Origin of the sequence: Chromobacterium haemolyticum DSM 19808, assembly GCF_000711885.1 — a bacterium.
Lineage (GTDB): Bacteria > Pseudomonadota > Gammaproteobacteria > Burkholderiales > Chromobacteriaceae > Chromobacterium > Chromobacterium haemolyticum.
In genome coordinates this window covers 57,313-73,569 of the sequence record NZ_JONK01000005.1, presented here as the reverse complement: position 1 = coordinate 73,569, position 16,257 = coordinate 57,313, and the positions used below count along the sequence as shown (strand labels likewise).

Here is a 16,257-nt window from a genome sequence, read left to right as displayed (position 1 = left end):
TTCGGCAATAGAAAGGCCCCGGGCCGAGCGAACCGCCCCGGGGCCTGAATTCACAAACGCCGCCCCCGCTGCCGCGGAGGCGGATCAAGATTTAACGGCCGTGTTCCAGCGCGCCGATGCGCTCCTCAATGCTGGGGTGGCTAGAGAACAGCGCCATCAGGCCGCCGCGTCCGCCGGAGATGCCGGACGCCGCCATGTTCTGCGGCAGATCGCCGGCGGCAACGCCGCCCAGACGGCGCAGCGCGTTGACCATCGGACGCGCGCCGCCCAGCAGCGTGGCCGCGCCCGCATCGGCGCGGAATTCGCGCTGACGCGAGAAGTACATCACGATGGCGGAAGCCAGGATGCCGAACACGATCTCACAGACAATCACGGTGACCATATAGCCGATGCCAGGACCGCTGGACTGTTCGTCGTTGCGGCGCAGAAAGCTGTCCACCAGATAGCCGACCACGCGCGCCAGGAAGAACACGAAAGTGTTGACCACGCCCTGGATCAGCGTCAGCGTCACCATGTCGCCGTTCTGAATGTGTGCGACTTCGTGCGCCAGCACCGCCTCCACTTCTTCTTCCGTCATCGAGGCCAGCAAGCCGGTGGACACCGCCACCAGAGAATTGGATTTGCTCGGGCCAGTGGCGAAGGCGTTGGGCTCCCCCTCGTACACCGCCACCTCGGGCATCGGTAGATTGGCGCGGCTGGCCAGCTTCTGCACGGTATACACCAGCCAGCGCTCGGTATCGTTGCTGGGTGTTTCAATCACGCGCGCGCCAGTGCTCCATTTAGCCATGGTCTTGGAGAGCATCAGCGAAATGAAGGCGCCGCCAAAGCCCATTACCGCGGCGAAGCCCAGCAGCGTGCCCAGGTTCAGGCCGTTGCCCGTCATGTAGCGGTTCAGCCCCAACAAGCTGGCCACAATGCTCAGCACCACCATCACGGCGATGTTGGTGGCGATTAATAGAATGACTCGTTTCATGGTGTTGGCCCTTGCGTTGAATTCGACGGCATTCCGTGGAACGCCCGACACAGTGCATTCTAGACGCTGCGTCCCTCGAAAAAAATCAAATATAATCAGAAAATACATCAAGTTTTTTCGAACCATCATGTCCGAACGGATCAACTTCAAGCATCTGCATTACTTCTGGGCGGTTGCCCACGCCGGCGGCGTCACCCGAGCGGCGGAACAATTGGGCGTCAGCACCCAAACCGTCAGCGGCCAGATTTCGCGTCTTGAGCAGAGCCTGGAGCGAACCTTGTTCCGACAACAGGGGCGCCAGCTGGTTCTGACCGAAGCCGGCCATGTAACGCTGCGCTACGCCGACCAGATCTTCATGCTGGGCGAGGAATTGCAGGAAACGCTGGAAGACGCGCAGCTGGACAAGACCATCCGCCTGGCGGCGGGCATCTCGGACGTGTTGCCCAAGGCCATTGCGCTCAAGCTGTTGGAACCGGCGCTGCGGCTGGACGCCAAGGTCAGGCTGCAATGCGGCGAAGGCGATTTCGACGAATTGCTGGCCGACTTGACCCGCCACCGGCTGGACGTGGTATTGGCGGACCGGCCAATGGCGGCTGGCGGATCGCAGCCCTTTCAATCCTGGCTGCTGATGCGCTGCCCGGTAAAGATCGCCGGCGCGGCGGAATTATGGCGACGCCACGCCGCGGGATTCCCCGCCAGCCTGAACCAAGCGCCAATGTTACTGCCCAGCCGCCACCATGTGCTGCGCAGCCAGCTGGACCAATGGTTTGAAGAACGCAGGATCAAGCCGGACATCGTGGCGGAGTTCGACGACGGCGCCTTGCTGGACGCCTTCGGCCGCCAGGGCTTCGGTCTGTTTCCCACCACGGCGCCAAGCGACGGCAACGCGAACGCGCCGCAGGCGCTGGGCGAGGTCGACGGCGTCTGGGAACATTATTACGCCATCGCCAACCGTCGCCGGCTGCGGCATCCGGGCGTGCAGGCCATGCTGCAAGCCGCCATAGAAGCCGCGCCCTGAGAACCTGTTTACGATCTGCTGCGCGTCGAGAGACGGCCCACGGTGAGTACGGCTTCGAAATGCTCATGCACCGTGTGTACACTCCGCTTTCTCAGCCGTTTTCGACTTGTCTCACCTTAGCTCGCAAGATCGTAAGCACGTACTGAAAAGAAAAACCCCGGACAAGTCCGGGGTTTGGCGGGTGCAACGCTAGCTTATTCGCCCAGGTAGGCGTTGCGCACGCGTTCGTCGTTGAGCAGATCCTTGGCCGGGCCGCTCATGGTGATGCGGCCGCTTTCCATTACGTAACCGCGCTGCGACACTTCCAGCGCCAGCTTGGCGTTCTGCTCCACCAACAGCATGGTCACGCCCTCCTTGGCCACCATCTGGATAATCTCGAAGATCTTCTCCACGATGATGGGGGCCAGACCCATGGACGGTTCGTCCAGCAGCAGCAGCTTGGGCTTGGACAGCATGGCGCGGCCCATGGCCACCATCTGCTGTTCGCCGCCGGACAAGGTGCCCGCCAATTGCTTCTGCCGCTCCTTCAAGCGCGGAAACAACTCGTACACCCGCTCGGCCTCGCTCAGAATCGCGGCCTTGTCGTCGCGATAGTAAGCGCCCATCAGCAGGTTCTCTTCCACGGTCAGCTTGGCGAACACCCCGCGGCCCTCCGGCACCATGGCCAGACCGTGGCGCACGAAGTTGTGCGGCGCGATAGTGGAGATGTCCTTGCCGTCGTAGTGAATGCTGCCGCCGGATTTCTTCACCATGCCCACCAGGGTTTTCAGCGTGGTGGTCTTGCCGGCGCCGTTGGCGCCGATCAGGGTCACCAACTCACCCTGTTTGATGTGAAAATCGATTCCCTTGACCGCCTGAATGCCGCCATAGGCCACTTGCAGGTCTTTGACTTCCAAAATGCTCATGCGTGTGCCGCTCCCAGGTAAGCCTCGATCACTTTCGGGTTCTTGCGCACCTCTTCGGGAACGCCTTCGGCAATCTTCTTGCCGTAGTCCAGCACCGCGATGCGGTCGCACAGGCCCATCATCAGTTTGACGTCGTGCTCAATCAGCAGCACGGTCACGCCTCCGGCTCGGATTTTGGACATCAAGTCCTTCAACTCCTCGGTTTCACGCGGGTTCATGCCGGCGGCCGGCTCGTCCAAGGCCAAGAGCTTGGGTTCGGTGGCCAGCGCGCGCGCGATTTCCAGGCGGCGCTGGTGACCGTAGGACAGATTGCGGGCGCGCTCGTGCGCGACGTCGGCAATGCCCACGTATTCCAGCAGCTCCCATGCCTTGTCGGTAATCGCCTTTTCTTCGGCCATGGTGCGCCTGTCGCGCAACACCGCGCCCAAGGCTCCGGCCTTGGAGCGAATGTGGCGCCCCACCATGACGTTTTCCAGCGCCGTCATTTCGGCGAACAAGCGGATGTTCTGAAAGGTGCGCGCGATGCCGGCGGCCACGACCACATGCGGCTTCTGTTGGAACAGATTGTGGCCGTCGAACTCAAACGCCCCCTCGTCCGGCACGTACAAGCCGGTCAGCACGTTGAACAGCGTGGTCTTGCCCGCGCCGTTGGGGCCGATCAGGCCGTAAATCTCGCCCTTGTTGATGGTCAGCGCCACATTGTTGAGCGCGTGCAGGCCGCCAAAGCGTTTATGGATGCCTTCTATCTTCAGCAAAACTTCAGCCATGCTCAACCTTTCTGCCCTGCGGCTTCTCTATCGTCACGGAACTCGGCTTTACGGCGCTTGGACGGCCACATGCCCTCCGGCCGCACCAGCATCATCACCACCATCGCCAAGCCGAACAACAGCATGCGGGCGTTTTCCGGGTCGATCAGCATTTTGCCGAAGGTTTTCATCTGCAGCGGGCCAATCACGTCGCGCAGGATTTCCGGCGCAATGGTCAATACCACGGCGCCGAGAATCACGCCCGGGATATGACCCATGCCGCCCAGAACGATCATCGCCAAAATCATGATGGACTCAAGCAGGCTGAACGATTCCGGCGACACAAAGCCCTGGAAGGAAGCGAACAGGCCGCCGGCCACGCCGCCGGACAAGGCGCCCAAGGCGAAAGCCAGCAGTTTGATATTGCGAATGTTGATGCCCATCGCCGCGGCGGCGATATCGTCCTCGCGCAGCGCCACCCAGGCACGGCCGATGCGCGAATGCTGCAAGCGCCAGGCCATGATCACCACGCCCACGGTCAATACCAGGAACAGGTAGTAGTACAGATAGACGCTGTGGAAGCTGAGTCCGAACAACTCCACGGTATCGCCCAGCGACACGCCGCCCACCTTGATCGGATCGATCAGATTGATGCCTTGCGGGCCGTTGGTGATGTTGACCGGCGTGTTCAGGTTATTCATGAAGATGCGCACGATCTCCCCGAAACCCAGCGTCACGATGGCCAGATAGTCGCCCTTGAGCCGCAATACCGGCGTGCCCAGCAAGATGCCGCAGAAAGCCGCCAGCACCGCGCCCAGCGGGATGGTGATGTAGAACGGCAGATGCAAGCCGAAATGCGGCGAGCCCAGCAAGGCGAAGGTATAGGCGCCGACAGCGTAGAAGGCGATGAAACCCAGATCCAGCAAACCGGCGAAGCCCACCACGATGTTCAGGCCCAGCGCCAGCATCACGTAGAGCAAGGCAAAGTCGACGATGCGGACCCAGGAGTTGCCCAGCAGGCCGCCCACGAGGAAAGGCAGAACCGCCATCGCCACCGCGGACAACACGAACAGGCCGACTTTCTTGCCGGTGTCCATCTTATTGATATTGAGTGCCATGGTCATGATATGTCGTCTCCAGGATCAGGCACGGTCGGCCATCTTTTCGCCCAGCAGGCCGGACGGACGGAAAATCAGCACCATGATCAATACCATGAAGGCGATGATGTCCTGATAATTGGAACCGAGGAAGCCTCCGGTCAGCGTGCCGATATAGCCGGCGCCAAGGCTTTCGATGATGCCCAGCAGCAAGCCGCCGGCCACCGCGCCGCCCAAATTGCCGATGCCGCCCAGCACCGCGGCGGTGAAGGCCTTCAGACCAATCATGAAGCCCATATAGTAATGAGCCTGCTCATAGTTGGTGGCCACCATCACGCCGGCCACCGCGCCCAGGCTGGAGCCTATGACAAAGGTGGCGGATATGATGGTGTTGACGTTGACGCCCATCAGGCCGGCTACCGCCGGGTTCTGGCTGGTGGCGCGCATCGCGCGACCCAGCTTGGTGCGTTCCACCATCAACAGCAGACCGGCCATGATCACCAGACACAGTACGATGATGGTGATTTGCAGCTTGGTGATGCTGGCGCCGAAGAAGGACACCACGTCATGGTCGAGGATTTGCGGAAACGGAATGTAGTTGCGGCCCCAGATCAGGATAGCCACCTGCTGCAGCACGATGGACAGGCCGATCGCGGTGATCAGCGGCGCCAGTCTTTGCTTGCCGCGCAGCGGGCGGTAAGCGATGCGCTCTACGGTGAAGCCCAGCAGCATGCAGGCCGCAATCGCCACCAGCAGGCCGATCAGCACCAGAGCGGGACCGGGCAAGCCGGAACCGGACAAGGCATTGATGACGGATATGGTGACCATGGCGCCAAACATCACCACTTCGCCGTGAGCGAAGTTGATAAGCCCCATGATCCCGTACACCATGGTATAGCCCAATGCGATCAACGCATAAATGCTACCCAGAACGAGACCGTTCAGGATTTGTTGCAGAAAAATGTCCACGTTGGGAGATCTCCTTTGTATTGACGACCGGCAGCTTGCGGGGCTTTCCCTCTTATTGGCTGCTGCCTGTTCTTGAGTGCCCGGACGAGCCTTGATTATTTGGATTCTGTCTGACAGGCGAACGGATTATGTAGGTGGATTCCAGCGACTGTCAATCTTAAAGATTGGTTAAAACGGCACCAAATCAAGCCTATTTAAAAACAATTTAACACATTGTTTTTCATGTATTTTTTTGAAAAAAAAGACAAAACCGGCCAAAGAAATTTTGAATTTCTCCGGATAAAGACAAACCCTGAGTCAGCAGCTCGTTTTTCAGATTTTGATCATGTCTCGGCGCAAAATATGTTCGATTTCGAAAAGACATCCGCCAAAGAATTCGCATTACAACATTCGCTCGCTTTCGTGATTCGAATGGATACAATCTCCCAAAAAGACGGCCGATGCTGACAAAAAATGCACGGCGCGACACATCGCACATCAAGCAAGAATGAGACCATCGCACTCAGCGCCCATCCGACATTCTTCGCTGCGCGATTTTATGGCTGAAACATAGCCCATCCTATTCGTCTTGGCTGCAACTGTCTTAAGAACGGCCGCCACACACCCCCGGCGCGGGGGCGCGCGCCTTCGATGCGCCAGCCGCATTTCATACGGCCACGCCTCCACATAAGGGGTTATCTGGAGACGGCGTCCCCCAGTCTTAGCGCCAATTAGATCGAAATAAGCAACAATTTAGTGCGATTTAGATGGTTTATTCCCATTAAGCGTGCGTTTTATAGTGAGCGTCGCAATCCACCACTCACTGCCCGCGATAGACGTCGGGCCATATGGAGAATGAATCGATGCCCCGTCAAATCCTCATCGCAGGCGCCTTGACCCTGACGGCAACGGCCGCCTTCGCCGCCGAACCGCTGAAGCTGTCCATCTACAACGCCGACGGCAATAGCTTCAATGTCAGCTCGGTGCTGGTCAGCGGCGAAAAAGACGCCATCCTGATCGACACCGGCTTCACCCGCGCCGACGCCCACCGCATCGCCGCCAAGGTGCTGGACAGCGGCAAGCAACTAAAAACCATCTATATCAGCCAAGCAGACCCTGACTACTACTTCGGCGCCGCCGAACTGAAGAAAATCTTCCCCCAGGCCCAAGTCCTCAGCAACGGTCCGACCCTGGCCAAGATCAAGGCCAATATTCAGGGCAAGATCGCCTATTGGGGCCCGAAAATGGGCGCGAACGCGCCAAGCGCCGCGCTGCTGCCCGATGAGCTGAAAGGTGACCGTCTGGAACTGGAAGGCAAGACGCTGGAAATCAAAGGCACGCGCGGCGTACTCGCCCACCGCGGCTATGTGTGGATTCCATCCATCCGCGCGATTGTCGGCAATGTCGGCGTCACCGCTCCCAGCATGCACGTCTGGACCGCGGACACCCAGAGCCGAGCCGAACGCCAGGCCTGGGTCAAGCAGTTGGATGAAATGGAAGGCCTGCAACCGGCGATCGTGGTGCCCGGCCACATGCAAGCTGGCGATAAAACCGATCTGAGCGCCGTGCGCTTCACCCGCCAATACTTGCAGCGCTTCGAATTGAATCTGGCCAAGTCGGCCGATAGCGCCCAGTTGATCCAGGCGATGAAGCAAGCCTTCCCGCAAGCGGGCGAAGACATGTCGTTGGAGATCGGCGCCAAAGTCAACAAAGGCGAAATGAAATGGTAAGCGCCACCAAGATTCGACTCCACTACTTTTACGACCCGCTGTGCGGCTGGTGCTACGGCGCCTCGCCGCTGCTGCTGGCGGCCGCGGCGCGGCCGGAAGTCGAACTGGCGCTGCACGGCGGCGGCATGCTGAGCGCGCCGCACAACCGGCGCGTGAACCTGGAATGGCGCGGCTATGTGATGCCTCACGATCACCGCATCGCCGCCCTCAGCGGCCAGCCCTTCGGCGACGCCTACTTCGACGGCTTGTTGCACAGCGAAGCGCGCCTGGACTCGACGCCGCCCATCGCCGCCGTTCTGGCCGCGCCGGAACTGGGCATTGCGCCGCAAGCCATGCTGGCCCATGTGCAAGCCGCTCATTATCTGCACGGTCTGGAGATTGCCGATGTCGCCGTGCTTGCCCGGCTGGCAGCGGAATTGGGCGCGCCCGCCGGCCGCTTCGCCGATGCCTACGCCGGCGGCCTGGCACGCAGCGTCGAACATATAGACCATAGCCGCCGCCTGATGAATCGTTTGGGCCTGCGCGGCTTCCCATCCGCAGCGCTGGAAGTGGACGGCCGCTTCGAAGCCCTAGATCTAGGTTCCTACTTGGGCAAGCCGGACATGTTCAGCCAGCACTTGGCGCAACTCGGCGCCGCTTCCCGTTCCGGCTTGGCCGACCTGCCGCCGATGTGCGGGCTGGACGGCTGCTAAGAACCTGCTCACGATCCGCTGCGCGTTGTAGAGCGTTACACGGTGAGTATGGCTTCGAAATGCTCATGTACCGTGTGTACGCTCCGCTTTCTCTGCCGTTTTCGCTTTAGCTCGCAAGATCGCAACCAGGTTCTAAGTTCACGTCCATTACCTCCTCGCAACGGCGGTCCTGTCTCATCATGGCCGCCGTTTGGCTTGCCGGCCCGCGCGGCAGTTGATGACAAACAAATTCACGGGCGCTACAGTATTCGGACACATCAAAACAAATTCACTGTCTACAGCCATTGGCTGAAATAAGGGAACCCGTCCGGATGAAAACCTTAGGCCCCACCCTGTCCCTCACCCTGCTCGCGCTCAGTGCCGCGGCAAGCGCCGCTCAAGACCCGTATCTATGGCTGGAGGAGATTCAAGGCAAAGAAGCGCTGGCCTGGGTTAGCCAGCAAAACGCGAACACGCGCCAGGACCTCGGCCGGCAAGCCGACTATCCGACTCTGCGCCGCGAACTGCTGACCATCCTGGACTCCAATGACCGCATCCCCTCCGTGGAGAAGATTGGCGGGCTGTACTACAACTTCTGGCGCGACAAGGATCACCCGCGCGGAGTGTGGCGGCGCACCACTTTGGACGAATACCGCAAGGCCGCGCCGCAATGGGAAACGGTGCTGGATCTGGATGGGCTGGCCAAGGAGGAAGGGGAAAACTGGGTTTGGCAAGGTGCTGACTGCCTGCGCCCCAATCAAGAGCGCTGCCTGCTGCGCCTGAGCCGCGGCGGCGGTGACGCCGCGGTGGTGCGAGAATTCGATCCGGTCGCCAAAGCCTTCGTCAAAGACGGCTTCCAGTTGCCGGAAGCCAAGAGCGAAGTCAGCTGGCAGGACCATGACTCCCTTTATGTAATGAGCGACTTCGGCCCTGGATCGCTGACTGATTCCGGCTACCCCCGCGTGGTCAAAACCTGGCACCGCGGCCAGCCGCTGGCCCAGGCGCAAACCGTGTTCGAAGGCCGGCAAGCCGACGTCGCCGTGCACGCGGCCCGGATTGACGCCCAAGGCCGCCGCTACGACGTGATCACGCGCGCGCCCACCTTCTTCACCACGGAAACGCGCCTGCTGGTTGCTGGAGAATGGCGACGGCTGGACAAGCCAGACCACGTCGGCGTCGACTTTTTCGACAACTGGCTGTTGCTAACCCCCAAGCAGGACTGGAAAATCGGCGCAAAAACCTGGCGCGGCGGCTCCCTGCTGGCCATCGATGTTGAAGCCTATCTGGCCGGAGCGCGCGACTTCACCCCTTTGTTCGAGCCAAGCGCCACCGTCTCGCTGGCGGAACAGACGTCCACCCGCGACAGCCTGCTGCTGACCACGCTAGACAATGTCGGCAGCCGCTTGCGGGAGTGGAAGGTCGTGGCCGGTCAGTGGCAATCGCGCACAGTGGATACCCCAAGCTTCGGCAGCATCAGCGTGCGCGCGGTCGACCCTGATCGGGACAACCGCTACTTCTACAGCTTCACCGACTTTCTAACGCCGCCGACGCTGGCGCTGGCCGAGGCCGGCAGCGATCAACGCCAGACGCTGAAACAACAGCCCGGCTTTTTCGACGCCAGCCCCTACCGCATCCAACAATGGTTCGCCGTCTCTCGCGACGGCACTCGGGTACCCTACTTCCTGGTCAGCCGCAAAGACATCAAGCTTGACGGCTCCAACCCCACGCTGCTGTACGGCTACGGCGGCTTCGAAGTGTCGCTGACCCCGCGCTACAACGGCGCGCTGGGCAAAGCCTGGCTGGACCGTGGCGGCGTCTACGCGCTGGCCAATATCCGCGGAGGCGGCGAATACGGCCCGGCTTGGCACGAGGCGGCGCGCAAACACTTGCGCCAGAACGCCTACGACGACTTCGCCGCCATCGCCGAGGACCTGGCCAAGCGCGGCGTGGCCAACGCCCGCCATCTGGGGATCAAAGGAGGCAGCAACGGCGGCCTGCTGATGGGAGTGATGCTCACCCAGCGGCCGGAACTATTCAACGCCGTGGTCTGCCAGGTGCCGCTGCTGGACATGCGCCGCTTCAACCGCTTGCTGGCCGGGGCCAGCTGGATGGATGAGTACGGCAACCCGGACCTGCCGGAAGACTGGGCCTATATCCGCCGTTATTCGCCCTATCAGAACCTGAAGCCGGACGCGCGCTACCCGGCCACCCTGTTCATGACCTCGACGCTGGATGACCGGGTCCATCCCGGCCATGCCCGCAAGATGTTCGCGGCCATGCAGGCGATGGGCGCCCCGGTGCAGTATTTCGAACGTACCGAGGGCGGGCACGGCGCCGCCGCCAACCACCAGCAAGAGGCCGATATCGCGGCGATGGAATACGCCTTCCTGTTGCGCCAACTACGCTGATTCGCACCATCCGGGGGAAAGAGAGCCAATACAACGGCAACAGATGCAATCCCAGCTTGAACCTTATATCGCCGCCTACAAGCCATTCGACATGCCGGCATGGTTCAGCGAATGACGGCAAACGGTGGGAGCCTTGCTGTTCGGCTCCCCCGGCGGCGCCCCCGGATCCATTAGCAGGCCCTTTGGGCGCAGTATCCGCTTGGCGGCGGCAAGGCGGGAGACAAGCTGGAATGGAGCGGACGCGCAAACAACGACAAGGTCAGCTATCTCTCAGGCTACAACTGACACCGCGCGAGCGGAGCACCAAAACAAACCGCCTGCGGCCGAAACGGCGACAGGCGGTTTTGCATGGGATGCGCGATGTTCAATCATCGCCGGACTCGACCCAACTGGGGCTGCGCTTGGCGATGAAGGCATTGACGCCCTCGATCTGCTCCGCGCCGCCTATCAATTGACGCACCGCGGCGCGCTCGCGCTCCAGATGCTGGGCCAGCGTCAGGTTGCCGCTCTCCTCGATCAGACGACGAGCCGCGGCCACCGCGCCCGGCGCTTGGTTCGCCACCTTGTTGGCCAGGCTGATCGCCACGATTTTGGCGAAGCCTTGATCCACCACCTCCTCGATCAGCCCGATGGTCAAGGCCTTCTCGGCCGTCACCACTTCGCCGCCCAGGATGATGCGCTTGGCCCAGGAGACGCCCACCTTGTCCGCCAGCGTCTTGGTGCCGCCCGCCGCCGGAATGATGCCCACCTTGGCCTCTGGCAACCCGAGCCTGGCTCCGCGCTCGGCTACCATGTAATCACAGCCCAGCGCCAACTCCAATCCACCGCCCAAAGCATAGCCGTTGATCGCGGCCACGGTAACGCCGCGGTATTGCTGCAAACTGCGCAAGGCACCGGCGAAGGCGTCGAATACCTTGTCGGCCTCGGCCACATCGCCGGAAGCGAATTGCTTCAAATCGGCGCCGGCGGAAAAAAACGCGTCGCCCGCCCCGGTCAGCACCACCGAACGCACAGCCGGATCCGCATCCAGCGACCGCATCGTCGTAGCCAGCTCATTCAGGCTCTCCGTGGTCAGCAGATTCGCCGGCGCGTTTTTGAGAGTCACGATCGCTGACTGGCCCAGCCGCTCAAGTGTCAGATACTTGGCCATATTTTTCCTCACTCTATCCCCATGGATTACATCGCTTATGCATATGTTTTGACCAGGTCGAGCGCCTGGATCCTTAGCGGGGGACCCATTGCGCATAGGTCCGAAGCCAAAGCAGCATTCTCATTGCAAACTGACCTTTTGACCAGTAGTCGATCAGCAAGACCATCATTTTTTTTATAACTTTCTTTAAGCGGATGCCAAGTAATATTTTGATAAAGGCAATAAATGCCAAAAGCAAATATGACCGCCGCGCGCGCAAGCCCAAGCCGCCACTCTGTTACCATAGAGCTTTCTGAGACAGGTTGCGGCATGATTGAAACGAGCGGGTGGATATTGTTTCTGGCGGGCTTGCTGGGCGGCGGTCACTGCATGGGCATGTGCGGCGGCATCGTCGCCGCGCTAACACTGAATCTGCCCCCCGAAACCGGCCGCTGGCGCATCATGCTGGCCTACAATCTGGGGCGCATCGGCAGCTACGCGCTGATCGGCGCGCTGCTGGGCGGCCTGGCCGCCACCGGCCTTGCCCTGCTGGACATCCGCGGCCTTCAACTGGCGTTGGCGCTGTTGGCCAACCTGATGCTGGTGGCCATGGGCCTCTACCTGGCCGGCCTGTCCGGAGCGGTCAATCTGATCGAGCGCTTGGGCGTGCCGATCTGGCGGCGCTTGCAGCCGCTGCTGGGACGCCTGCTGCCGGTCCGCTCGCCGCAATCGGCTTTGCTGGCCGGCATGGTCTGGGGCTGGCTGCCCTGTGGGTTGGTCTACAGCGCTTCGCTGTCGGCGCTGGCCACCGGCAGCGCATCCGGCGGCGCGCTGGCCATGTTGGCCTTCGGCCTCGGCTCCTTGCCCAATCTCTTACTGATGGGCGCCTTTGCCGACAGCCTGCGCCGCTGGATGCAACAACGACCAGTCCGCCTCACGGCGGGACTGGTCGTTGCGGGCATCGGCGCCTGGCAGTTGCTGCGAGCGCTTATTTAAACGACTTCAGAATGGTGTCAACATTGTAGCGGAACATCGCCAAGTAGCTGGGCGCAGGGCCGGACGGGCCGGACAGCGCGTCGGCGTACAGCTTGCCGCCTATCGTCACCTTGGCCTCGCGCGACAACTGCTCCAACAGACGCTTGTCGGTCATGTTCTCGATGAACACCGCCGACACTTTCTCCTGCCGCACTTGGCGCACCAGACGCGCCACCGCCTTGGCCGATGCCTCGGACTCGGTGCTCACCCCCTGAATGGCCAACACTTGCAGGTGGTAACGCTCGCCCAGGTAAGCGAAGGCGTCGTGCGAGGTCAGCATCTTTCGCTTGGCAGCCGGCACGGCGGCGAAGGCCTTGGCCGCCCAAGCGTCCATTTCCTTCACCTTGGCCGCGTACTCGGCGGCGCGGCGGGCGTATTCCTGCTTGCCCGCAGGATCCGCCTGGCTCAGGCCGGCCTCGATGTTGCGAATGTAAGTCAGCACGCGCTTGGGATCGTGCCAGGCGTGCGGATCGATGGCTCCATGGTCATGCCCGGCATGGCCGTGATCATGTCCATGATGATCCTCGTCCTCCGCTTCGCGAGTCTTGATGCCCTTGCCCGCCTCCACTTGCACGCCTTTGAAATGAGCGGCCTTGCTCAGCCGCACCATCCAGCCCTCCATGCCCAGGCCGTTGGTGACCAGCAGCTTGGCGCCCGCCACTTTCTTGACGTCAGCCGGCGACGGCTGGAACACATGGGCGTCCTGATCCGGCCCTACCAGCGAGGACACCTCGACGCGATCCCCGCCGATTTCCCGCGTCATATCGGCCACAATGCTGAAGCTGGCGACCACCGGCAACTTGGCCCAGGCGGACAAGGGCAGGCCCAGCAACAACAGGGCCATGATTGATTTCTTCATCGGCGACTTCCTTATCAAGGGTTCAGGATTCCAGATGCCGGGCGCGGATGTAACGCGGCAAAGCCCCGCCCACCGGCGCCAATAGCAGCGACAACAGATAGACCAGGCCCGCCAGCAGAATGATGGCCGGCCCGGAGGGCAATTCGAAATGATAGGACAGCAATAGGCCGCCCAAGCCGGCCAGAAAGGCAATGGCCACCGACAAGCCAAGCAAGGCCTCGATGCGCTCGGTCCACAAGCGGGCGGTGATCGCCGGCAGCATCATCAGTCCCACCGCCATCAAGGTGCCCAGCGCCTGGAAACCCGCCACCAGGTTCAGCACCACCAGCATCAGGAACAACATGTGCCACAACCCCCCGCGCGCGCCCACGGCGCGCAGGTAGACCGGGTCCAGGCTTTCCAGCAGCAGGGGGCGGTAGATCAAGGCCAGCGCCAACAAGGTGAAGGATGCCACGCCGGCCACCAGAAACAGGGCCGCATCGTCCACCGCCAGCACAGAACCAAACAAGATATGCATCAAGTCCACATTGCTGCCGCCGCGCGACACCAGCAATACCCCGATGGACAAGGACAGCAGGTAGAAGGCGGCGAAGCTGGCATCCTCCTTGATGCTGGTGAAACGCGTGGCCAGGCCAGCCAGCAGCGCCACCAGCACCCCGGCGAAGAAACCGCCCAGGCTCATGGCCGGCAGGCTGAGGCCCGCCATCATGAAGCCCACCGCGGCGCCGGGCAGCACGGCATGGCTCATCGCATCGCCCATCAGGCTCATGCGCCGCATCACCAGAAACAGGCCGATCGGGCCACTGCCCAGGGCCAGGGCCAGACAACCGATAAGCGCTCGGCGCATAAAGGCGAATTCGGCAAACGGCGACACCAGTAAATCGTATAAATGCGACATCAGGCTTGCGCTCCATCCACTTCGCAGACCGCAGCCTGGGATTGCCAATGCGCGGCGGTGTCCACCGCGCGTTTCAAATTGGCGTCGCACAGCACTTCGGCGGTATCGCCCCAGGCCACCACTTCGCGCGCCAACAACAAGGTGTGCGGGAAATAAGCGCGCACCTGCTCGTAATCATGCAACACCGCCACCACGGTACGGCCTTCTTCCCGCCAATGGCGCACCAGCTCCAGCAAGTCGTAGGTGGTCTTGGCGTCCACCGCGTTGAACGGCTCGTCCAGCAGGATCAGGCGCGCATCCTGAACCAGAATGCGGGCGAACAACACGCGCTGGAACTGGCCGCTGGACAGCGCCGAGATGGGCCGCAGCGCGAAATCGGCCAGGCCCACCTGCTCCAAGGCCAGCAAGGCCTGATCGCGGCCGCGACGGCTAACGCCGCCTAACACGCCGGTATCGTGCCACAGGCCGGTGCATACCAAGTCCAGCACGCTGACCGGCAAAGAACGGTCGATCTCAGACTGCTGAGGCAGATAGGCGATGTCGCGACGCTGAAAACCGTCCAGCTGCACCGAACCGGAATCCGGCGTCAAAGCGCCTATCATGGCCTTGAGCAAGGTGCTCTTGCCGGCGCCGTTGGGACCGAAAATCGCGGTGGCGTCTCCTGCGACGAAACTGCCGCTGACATGGTGCACCGCCGGGTGGCGCTGATAAGAAACGGTCAGGTTCCGCAGACTGACGCTCATGCCGCCTCCCTCAAAGCCCAGATCACCAGAACCCATAAGACCGCCAGCGCGGCGCCGGCCAGACCCAGCCGTTGCCAGGCCGACATCGCCAGCAGGCTGAACGGCGGCTTGAAATTGGCCGGCGTCAGATGCCGGTGCGCACGCGGATGTTGATGTTTAGACGTCATTCGAAGCACTCCCGCAACCTGCCCTCAATCGCGGCGGCGTCGAAATCCTCGGCAATCAGTTCAAAACGGCTGTCGCGCCGCCAGGACACCTGGGCCGCGCCCCACTGCCCCGCTGCCCAGTTCAGCCACACCCAGCTGTCCAGCACCTTGAACACGCCCTTGGCGCGCACCAGGCCTGGCACCAAGGTCGGCAGCGCATCGAAAAAGCGGGTCAGTTTCTCTCCGTCAAAAGCCTGCTCCGGCTCGAAAGTCCAGCCCATCGAGCGCCATTGGGCAGCGGCGTCGTCCGGCACAGCCGGCCGGTAACGCGGCTTGGGTGCGGCGGCGGCATCCAGCCAAGCCGGATCCAGTTCGCCGTTGCGCACTTCGCCCACCAGCGACTTGGGCGGAAACAAGGCCCCCGCCTGTTGACGGAAAGCCTCCATCGTCGGCACGTCGGCCGTGTCGATCTTGTTGGCCACCAACACGTCGGCAATGGAAATCTGGTCTCGGTACAGCGGCTGACGGTGGTAATCAGGCTGAATGAACTGGCGGGGGTCCACCAGAGTGAGTACCGCGCCCACCTCCAGCGCCTCGCCCAAGGGCTTGGCGCGCAATTCGTCGATGACGCCGGCCGCGTGCGCCAGGCCGCTGGCCTCAATCAACAAGCGGTCGGGGCGTTCGCGGCGCAACAGGGTCGCCACCGTGGCGGTCATCTGCGGACCGGCCACGCAGCACAGGCAGCCGCCGGCGATTTCCGCCACCGCCAGTTCGTCCTGGCTCAGGGCCGCGCCGTCTATGCCGACCTCGCCGAACTCGTTGACGATGATCGCCCACTTCTCATGCGCGGGACGATGCTCGATCAAATGGCGCAACGCCGTGGTCTTGCCCACCCCGAGGAAACCGGTGAACAAGTTGACTATGGTTTTTTTCATGGATTAGGGAATTCGT

16 protein-coding genes are annotated in these 16,257 nt (G+C 61.8%); 5 read left to right on the top strand and 11 right to left on the bottom strand.

Features of this window, described 5'->3' with window-relative positions:
- Positions 1-91: 91 nt before the first annotated feature.
- Positions 92-973, bottom strand: coding sequence for a protease HtpX (gene htpX / locus BR71_RS04055; protein ID WP_019101282.1), 882 nt, complete (start codon positions 971-973; stop codon positions 92-94).
- 127 nt (positions 974-1,100) lie between these two features.
- Between htpX and BR71_RS04050 the strand changes: the two genes are divergently transcribed.
- A complete protein-coding gene (locus BR71_RS04050; protein ID WP_043633039.1) occupies positions 1,101-1,991 on the top strand; it encodes a LysR family transcriptional regulator in 891 nt (296 codons plus the stop codon).
- Positions 1,992-2,185: 194 nt separating this feature from the next.
- Here the strand turns inward: BR71_RS04050 and BR71_RS04045 are convergent, their stop codons facing one another.
- The 4 genes from BR71_RS04045 to BR71_RS04030 are packed head-to-tail and all read right to left on the bottom strand — an operon-like array spanning position 2,186 to position 5,708.
- Entirely contained in the window at positions 2,186-2,896 is a 711-nt protein-coding gene (locus BR71_RS04045; protein WP_043633035.1) for an ABC transporter ATP-binding protein, read from the bottom strand.
- Positions 2,893-3,663 carry an ABC transporter ATP-binding protein gene (locus BR71_RS04040; protein ID WP_043633033.1) on the bottom strand — a complete coding sequence of 257 codons (771 nt, stop codon included), beginning with the start codon at positions 3,661-3,663 and terminating at the stop codon, positions 2,893-2,895. Before BR71_RS04040 ends, BR71_RS04045 begins: the two co-directional genes overlap by 4 nt.
- Before the next feature lie 2 nt (positions 3,664-3,665).
- Positions 3,666-4,766, bottom strand: coding sequence for an ABC transporter permease subunit (locus BR71_RS04035; RefSeq protein WP_043633031.1), 1,101 nt, complete (start codon positions 4,764-4,766; stop codon positions 3,666-3,668).
- An 18-nt stretch (positions 4,767-4,784) separates the two neighbouring features.
- On the bottom strand, positions 4,785-5,708 hold the full coding sequence (locus tag BR71_RS04030) for a branched-chain amino acid ABC transporter permease (RefSeq protein ID WP_043594245.1): 924 nt from the start codon (positions 5,706-5,708) through the stop codon (positions 4,785-4,787).
- 842 nt (positions 5,709-6,550) lie between these two features.
- Here BR71_RS04030 and BR71_RS04025 point away from each other — a divergent pair.
- The 3 genes from BR71_RS04025 (at position 6,551) to BR71_RS04015 (ending at position 10,496) form a co-directional block, all read left to right on the top strand.
- A complete protein-coding gene (locus BR71_RS04025) occupies positions 6,551-7,417 on the top strand; it encodes an MBL fold metallo-hydrolase (protein ID WP_043633028.1) in 867 nt (288 codons plus the stop codon).
- On the top strand, positions 7,411-8,109 hold the full coding sequence (locus BR71_RS04020; protein WP_043633026.1) for a DsbA family protein: 699 nt from the start codon (positions 7,411-7,413) through the stop codon (positions 8,107-8,109). The genes BR71_RS04025 and BR71_RS04020 overlap by 7 nt, the downstream gene beginning before the upstream one ends.
- Before the next feature lie 311 nt (positions 8,110-8,420).
- Positions 8,421-10,496, top strand: a complete 2,076-nt coding sequence (locus tag BR71_RS04015) for a prolyl oligopeptidase family serine peptidase (protein WP_043633023.1) — start codon at positions 8,421-8,423, stop codon at positions 10,494-10,496.
- A 364-nt stretch (positions 10,497-10,860) separates the two neighbouring features.
- Here BR71_RS04015 and BR71_RS04010 read toward each other — a convergent pair whose 3' ends face one another.
- Entirely contained in the window at positions 10,861-11,646 is a 786-nt protein-coding gene (locus BR71_RS04010; protein WP_043633019.1) for an enoyl-CoA hydratase, read from the bottom strand.
- A gap of 309 nt (positions 11,647-11,955) precedes the next feature.
- Here BR71_RS04010 and BR71_RS04000 point away from each other — a divergent pair, with 309 nt between their 5' ends.
- A complete protein-coding gene (locus BR71_RS04000; protein ID WP_043633006.1) occupies positions 11,956-12,621 on the top strand; it encodes a sulfite exporter TauE/SafE family protein in 666 nt (221 codons plus the stop codon).
- Here BR71_RS04000 and BR71_RS03995 read toward each other — a convergent pair.
- The 5 genes from BR71_RS03995 to BR71_RS03980 are packed head-to-tail and all read right to left on the bottom strand — an operon-like array spanning position 12,614 to position 16,241.
- Positions 12,614-13,519 (bottom strand): metal ABC transporter solute-binding protein, Zn/Mn family, encoded by a 906-nt coding sequence (locus BR71_RS03995; RefSeq protein ID WP_043633003.1) that lies wholly within the window; start codon positions 13,517-13,519, stop codon positions 12,614-12,616. The two genes, BR71_RS04000 and BR71_RS03995, sit on opposite strands and share 8 nt — an antisense overlap.
- 22 nt (positions 13,520-13,541) lie before the next feature.
- Positions 13,542-14,417 carry a metal ABC transporter permease gene (locus BR71_RS03990; RefSeq protein ID WP_019101170.1) on the bottom strand — a complete coding sequence of 292 codons (876 nt, stop codon included), beginning with the start codon at positions 14,415-14,417 and terminating at the stop codon, positions 13,542-13,544.
- Complete coding sequence (locus BR71_RS03985) at positions 14,417-15,160, bottom strand: metal ABC transporter ATP-binding protein (protein WP_019101169.1); 744 nt, start codon at positions 15,158-15,160, stop codon at positions 14,417-14,419. Before BR71_RS03985 ends, BR71_RS03990 begins: the two co-directional genes overlap by 1 nt.
- A complete protein-coding gene (locus BR71_RS24025) occupies positions 15,157-15,327 on the bottom strand; it encodes a hypothetical protein (protein ID WP_156038807.1) in 171 nt (56 codons plus the stop codon). Before BR71_RS24025 ends, BR71_RS03985 begins: the two co-directional genes overlap by 4 nt.
- Complete coding sequence (locus tag BR71_RS03980; RefSeq protein ID WP_043632999.1) at positions 15,324-16,241, bottom strand: CobW family GTP-binding protein; 918 nt, start codon at positions 16,239-16,241, stop codon at positions 15,324-15,326. Before BR71_RS03980 ends, BR71_RS24025 begins: the two co-directional genes overlap by 4 nt.
- Between the last annotated feature and the right edge of the window lie 16 nt (positions 16,242-16,257).

What these genes read in the sequence shown, in the direction of transcription:
- BR71_RS04025 (WP_043633028.1), top strand. Translation starts at nt 6,551, where the DNA reads ATGCCCCGTCAAATCCTCATCGCAGGCGCCTTGACCCTGACGGCAACG.
- BR71_RS04050 (WP_043633039.1), top strand. Translation starts at nt 1,101, where the DNA reads ATGTCCGAACGGATCAACTTCAAGCATCTGCATTACTTCTGGGCGGTT.
- BR71_RS24025 (WP_156038807.1), bottom strand. Translation starts at nt 15,327, where the DNA reads ATGACGTCTAAACATCAACATCCGCGTGCGCACCGGCATCTGACGCCG.
- BR71_RS04015 (WP_043633023.1), top strand. Translation starts at nt 8,421, where the DNA reads ATGAAAACCTTAGGCCCCACCCTGTCCCTCACCCTGCTCGCGCTCAGT.
- BR71_RS03985 (WP_019101169.1), bottom strand. Translation starts at nt 15,160, where the DNA reads ATGAGCGTCAGTCTGCGGAACCTGACCGTTTCTTATCAGCGCCACCCG.
- BR71_RS04000 (WP_043633006.1), top strand. Translation starts at nt 11,956, where the DNA reads ATGATTGAAACGAGCGGGTGGATATTGTTTCTGGCGGGCTTGCTGGGC.
- BR71_RS04020 (WP_043633026.1), top strand. Translation starts at nt 7,411, where the DNA reads ATGGTAAGCGCCACCAAGATTCGACTCCACTACTTTTACGACCCGCTG.
- BR71_RS03990 (WP_019101170.1), bottom strand. Translation starts at nt 14,417, where the DNA reads ATGTCGCATTTATACGATTTACTGGTGTCGCCGTTTGCCGAATTCGCC.
- BR71_RS04045 (WP_043633035.1), bottom strand. Translation starts at nt 2,896, where the DNA reads ATGAGCATTTTGGAAGTCAAAGACCTGCAAGTGGCCTATGGCGGCATT.
- htpX (WP_019101282.1), bottom strand. Translation starts at nt 973, where the DNA reads ATGAAACGAGTCATTCTATTAATCGCCACCAACATCGCCGTGATGGTG.
- BR71_RS04035 (WP_043633031.1), bottom strand. Translation starts at nt 4,766, where the DNA reads ATGACCATGGCACTCAATATCAATAAGATGGACACCGGCAAGAAAGTC.
- BR71_RS03980 (WP_043632999.1), bottom strand. Translation starts at nt 16,241, where the DNA reads ATGAAAAAAACCATAGTCAACTTGTTCACCGGTTTCCTCGGGGTGGGC.
- BR71_RS04040 (WP_043633033.1), bottom strand. Translation starts at nt 3,663, where the DNA reads ATGGCTGAAGTTTTGCTGAAGATAGAAGGCATCCATAAACGCTTTGGC.
- BR71_RS04010 (WP_043633019.1), bottom strand. Translation starts at nt 11,646, where the DNA reads ATGGCCAAGTATCTGACACTTGAGCGGCTGGGCCAGTCAGCGATCGTG.
- BR71_RS03995 (WP_043633003.1), bottom strand. Translation starts at nt 13,519, where the DNA reads ATGAAGAAATCAATCATGGCCCTGTTGTTGCTGGGCCTGCCCTTGTCC.